General features: G+C 58.9%; 5 protein-coding genes. 4 read left to right on the top strand and 1 reads right to left on the bottom strand.

Annotated features, from left to right (window positions below; genetic code table 11):
* Positions 1–53 precede the first annotated feature (53 nt).
* The 4 genes from tyrB (at position 54) to FN633_RS15085 (ending at position 2,903) form a co-directional block, all read left to right on the top strand.
* Entirely contained in the window at positions 54–1,250 is a 1,197-nt protein-coding gene (gene tyrB / locus FN633_RS15100; RefSeq protein WP_154058266.1) for an aromatic amino acid transaminase, read from the top strand.
* A 64-nt stretch (positions 1,251–1,314) separates the two neighbouring features.
* Entirely contained in the window at positions 1,315–2,025 is a 711-nt protein-coding gene (gene aphA, locus FN633_RS15095; protein ID WP_154058265.1) for an acid phosphatase AphA, read from the top strand.
* Positions 2,026–2,130: 105 nt separating this feature from the next.
* The gene (locus FN633_RS15090; protein ID WP_042388844.1) at positions 2,131–2,553 is read left to right on the top strand and encodes a secondary thiamine-phosphate synthase enzyme YjbQ; all 423 of its coding nucleotides are present in this window, start codon (positions 2,131–2,133) and stop codon (positions 2,551–2,553) included.
* Positions 2,550–2,903, top strand: coding sequence for an MmcQ/YjbR family DNA-binding protein (locus tag FN633_RS15085; RefSeq protein WP_154058264.1), 354 nt, complete (start codon positions 2,550–2,552; stop codon positions 2,901–2,903). The genes FN633_RS15090 and FN633_RS15085 overlap by 4 nt, the downstream gene beginning before the upstream one ends.
* Here the strand turns inward: FN633_RS15085 and uvrA are convergent.
* Positions 2,904–4,968 (bottom strand): excinuclease ABC subunit UvrA (gene uvrA, locus FN633_RS15080; RefSeq protein WP_042388840.1); only part of this gene is annotated, 2,065 nt, incomplete at its 5' end.

Below are 4,968 nucleotides of genomic sequence, written 5' to 3'. Positions count from 1 at the left end.
CTTCCGGTTTATTGTGTTTAACACCCCCGCCTGTAAATCTGGAGAACCACCGCGTGTTTCAAAAAGTTGACGCCTACGCTGGCGACCCCATTCTGACGCTGATGGAGCGTTTCAAAGAAGATCCCCGTAGCGATAAGGTAAATCTTAGCATCGGCCTCTATTACAACGAAGATGGCCTGATCCCTCAGCTTCAGGCCGTTGCCGAAGCGGAAGCACGCTTGAACGCCCAGCCGCATAGCGCATCGCTCTATCTGCCGATGGAAGGCCTGCCGGGCTACCGTCACACCATCGCGCCGCTGTTGTTTGGCGCTGAACACCCGGTGCTGAAGGCGAACCGCGTGGCGACTATCCAGACTCTCGGTGGCTCCGGCGCGCTGAAGGTGGGAGCCGATTTCCTGAAGCGCTACTTCCCAGAGTCCGGCGTTTGGGTTAGCGATCCGACCTGGGAAAACCACATCGCTATATTTGAAGGGGCTGGATTCGAAGTAAGTACTTACCCGTGGTTTGATAGCGAAACCAACGGCGTGCGCGTTGACGCGCTGCTGGCAAAGCTGGAAAGCCTACCCGCCCGCAGTATCGTTCTGCTGCATCCGTGCTGCCATAACCCAACCGGGGCTGACCTGACCAATCCTCAGTGGGATGCAGTGATTGAGGTGCTGAAAGCGCGCGAGCTGATCCCGTTCCTCGACATCGCCTATCAGGGCTTCGGTGCCGGGATGGAAGAGGACGCCTATGCTATTCGCGCCATTGCCGATGCCGGGCTGCCCGCGCTGGTGAGCAACTCCTTCTCGAAGATCTTCTCTCTCTATGGCGAGCGCGTTGGCGGTCTGTCCATCATCTGTGACGATGCCGACATCGCCGGGCGCGTGCTGGGGCAGCTGAAAGCGACCGTACGCCGCAACTACTCCAGTCCGCCAAACTTTGGCGCGCAGCTGGTGGCGACCGTGCTGGGTGATGCGACCCTGAAAGCCCAGTGGCTGGCGGAAGTTGAAGCGATGCGCCTGCGTATCTCTGCCATGCGCCATGAGCTGGTGAACGTACTGCGCGAGGCGGTGCCGGGTCATAACTTTGACTATCTGTTGCAGCAGCGCGGCATGTTCAGCTATACCGGACTGAGCGCAGCGCAGGTTACCCGCCTGCGTGAAGAGTTTGGTGTCTACCTGATTGCCAGCGGACGCATGTGCCTGGCTGGCCTGAATAGCAGTAATGTGCACCGGGTCGCACAGGCCTTTGCTGCTGTGATGGCATAATCAGTGCCTTCCCCGGCGTAATGCCGGGGAAAATGCTGGTAAACTTTCAGGTTTAAGGATGAATATGCGTAAAATACCCCTCGCCCTCAGTGCATTCTGTCTATTTCTTGCCGTAGGCGCTGCCAACGCTCACGCTTCCGTTCCCTCGCCGCTCTATCCGGGAACCAACGTCGCGAAGCTAGCTGAGCAAGCACCCATTCACTGGGTTTCCGTCGCACAAATCGAAAACAGCCTTCAGGGCCGCCCGCCGATGGCCGTTGGGTTTGATATCGATGATACCGTGCTCTTCTCCAGTCCAGGCTTCTGGCGTGGAAAGGAACTCTATTCCCCGCAGAGCGAAGCGTATCTGCACAATCCCGCGTTCTGGGAGAAGATGAACAACGGCTGGGATGAGTTCAGCATTCCCAAAGAGGTGGCGCGGACGCTGATCGCTATGCACGTCAAACGTGGCGATACGATCTACTTCGTGACCGGGCGCAGCCAGACCAAAACCGAGACCGTGTCAAAAACGCTGCAGGATGATTTTCAGATCCCCGCCGAGAATATGAATCCGGTGATCTTTGCCGGTGACCAGCCGGGCCAGAACACCAAAACCCAGTGGCTACAGGATAAGCGCATCAAGATGTTCTACGGCGACTCGGATAACGACATCCGCGCCGCTCGCGAAGTCGGTGCGCGAGGCATTCGCGTGCTGCGCGCCTCTAACTCCACCTACCGGCCACTGCCGCAGGCGGGAATGTATAACGAAGAGGTCATCGTCAACTCCGAGTATTGATCGGCAAAAGGCAATCGCCAGGTTGCCTTATTTTCTCCCTTTTCTGGCTGTTCTGCCCTACGTGTTACACACTTAGCATCAGGTGAAATAACTCTGGAGCAGTCTATGTGGTATCAACAAACTCTCAGGCTTGGCGCAAAGCCACGCGGTTTCCATCTGGTGACGGACGAGGTGCTGGAACAAATTCCTTCCCTTAACCGCATCAAAACGGGTTTGTTACACCTGCTGCTACAGCACACCTCCGCCTCCCTCACGCTGAATGAAAACTGCGATCCCACCGTGCGTCACGATATGGAGCAGCACTTTCTGCAGGCCGTGCCGGATAGCGCCCGCTACGAGCACGACGCGGAGGGGCCGGACGATATGCCTTCCCATATTAAATCCTCGACGCTTGGCGTATCGCTGCTGCTACCGGTGCAGAACGGTCGCGTACAGCTGGGGACATGGCAGGGTATCTGGTTGGGAGAGCACCGCATTCACGGCGGGTCACGCAAAATCATCGCAACACTACAAGGGGAAGAGAAATGATCAATTCGGAACTGCTGCCCTACTGCATGGGTAAACCAGGCGCGGAGCAGAGCGTACACAGCGACTGGAAGGCTACGCAGATCAAAGTGGCAGACGTGCTGTTTGCGATGGTGCATGACGTTGATAACCGTCCGGCGGTGTCGCTGAAAACCAGTCCGGAACTGGCCGAGCTGCTGCGCAGTGAAAATGCAGACGTGCGGCCAAGCGCGCGTCTCAACAAGGCGCACTGGAGCACCGTGTTTCTCGATGGGTCGCTGCCGAATTCGCAGATTTACTATCTGGTAGATGCGTCCTACAAGCTGGCGGTTGAAGCGCTGCCTGACGCAATCAGGCAGCAGCTTTCCGTCTAGCTATTTCAGCATCGGTTTAAGGAAGCGGGCAGTGTGCGAGGCTTCGCACTCTGCGACCGTTTCCGGCGTGCCGGAGACGAGGATCTCGCCGCCGCCGCTGCCCCCTTCCGGGCCGAGATCGACAATCCAGTCCGCCGTCTTGATCACGTCAAGGTTGTGCTCAATGACGACGATGGTATTGCCCTGATCGCGCAGCTGGTGGAGCACTTCCAGCAGCTGCTGGATGTCAGCGAAGTGCAGACCGGTGGTCGGCTCGTCCAGAATATAGAGCGTCTGGCCGGTACCGCGTTTCGACAGCTCACGGGCCAGCTTCACGCGCTGCGCCTCACCGCCCGAGAGCGTGGTGGCAGACTGACCGAGACGGATGTAGGAGAGGCCCACGTCCATCAGAGTTTGCAGCTTGCGCGCCAGCGCCGGAACGGCATCAAAGAATTCACGCGCCTCTTCGATGGTCATATCCAGCACTTCGTGGATGCTCTTGCCCTTGTATTTGATCTCCAGCGTTTCGCGGTTATAGCGTTTGCCTTTGCACTGGTCGCACGGCACGTAGATATCCGGCAGGAAGTGCATCTCGACCTTGATCACGCCGTCGCCCTGACAGGCTTCGCAGCGGCCGCCGCGCACGTTAAAGCTGAAACGCCCTGGGGTATAGCCACGCGAGCGGGATTCAGGCACACCGGCAAACAGCTCACGCACGGGCGTAAAGACCCCGGTATAGGTGGCCGGGTTTGAGCGCGGAGTACGACCAATCGGGCTCTGGTCAATATCGATCACCTTGTCGAAGTGCTCAAGCCCCTGAACCTCACGGTACGGTGCCGGCTCGGCAATGGTCGCGCCGTTAAGCTGGCGCTGGGCAATCGGGAACAGGGTGTCGTTAATCAACGTGGATTTACCCGAGCCGGAGACGCCGGTGATGCAGGTAAACAGACCTACCGGCAGGGTCAGCGTCACGTCCTTCAGGTTGTTACCGCGAGCACCGGAGAGCTTCAGCACCTTCGACGGATCGGCAGGCACGCGATCTTTCGGCACGGCGATCTGCCGCTTGCCGCTCATAAACTGGCCGGTCAGCGACTCCGGCACTGCCATAATCGCATCCAGCGGGCCTTCCGCGACCACCTGACCGCCGTGGACGCCTGCACCTGGACCAATATCAATCACGTGATCGGCGGCGCGGATGGCGTCCTCGTCATGCTCAACGACAATCACCGTGTTGCCGAGGTCGCGCAGGTGGATCAGCGTGCCCAGCAGGCGTTCGTTGTCGCGCTGGTGCAGGCCGATAGACGGCTCATCAAGCACGTACATTACCCCAACCAGCCCAGCGCCGATCTGGCTTGCCAGACGGATACGCTGCGCTTCGCCCCCGGAGAGAGTCTCTGCCGAGCGAGAGAGGGTCAGGTAGTTGAGGCCGACGTTCACCAGGAACTTCAGACGGTCGCCAATCTCCTTCAGCACCTTCTCGGCGATCTTCGCCCGCTGGCCTGCCAGCTTGAGGTTGTTGAAGAAGTCCATCGCGTGGCCGATGCTCATGTCAGAGATCGCCGGCAGCGGCGTGTCCTCAACAAAGACGTGGCGTGCTTCACGGCGCAGGCGCGTGCCGTCGCAGGAAGCGCACGGACGGTTGCTGATAAACTTCGCCAGCTCTTCACGTACCGCGCTGGACTCGGTCTCTTTATAACGGCGCTCCATATTGTGCAGAACGCCTTCAAACGGATGACGGCGCACGGAGGTGTCGCCACGATCGTTCATGTACTTGAATTCAATGCTCTCTTTACCGGAGCCGAACAGCACCACTTTTTGCACCGACGCGCTCAGGCTCTCCCAGGCATCGTCAACGTCAAACTTGTAGTGATCCGCCAGCGAGCGCAGCATCTGGAAATAGTAGAAGTTACGGCGATCCCAGCCGCGGATCGCGCCCCCGGACAGCGACAGCTCCGGGTTCTGGATCACGCGATCTGGATCGAAATACTGCTGCACGCCCAACCCGTCGCAGGTCGGACAGGCACCGGCCGGGTTGTTGAAGGAGAACATACGCGGTTCCAGCTCGTTCATGCTGTAGCCGCAGATC

The organism is Pseudescherichia vulneris (genome assembly GCF_902164725.1).
GTDB lineage: Bacteria > Pseudomonadota > Gammaproteobacteria > Enterobacterales > Enterobacteriaceae > Pseudescherichia > Pseudescherichia vulneris.
This window is presented reverse-complemented; position numbering and strand designations above follow the sequence as displayed.

Bases quoted from the DNA above. Each gene is read 5' to 3' on its own strand.
- FN633_RS15085 (WP_154058264.1), top strand. From the start codon at position 2,550: ATGATCAATTCGGAACTGCTGCCCTACTGCATGGGTAAACCAGGCGCG.
- FN633_RS15090 (WP_042388844.1), top strand. From the start codon at position 2,131: ATGTGGTATCAACAAACTCTCAGGCTTGGCGCAAAGCCACGCGGTTTC.
- aphA (WP_154058265.1), top strand. From the start codon at position 1,315: ATGCGTAAAATACCCCTCGCCCTCAGTGCATTCTGTCTATTTCTTGCC.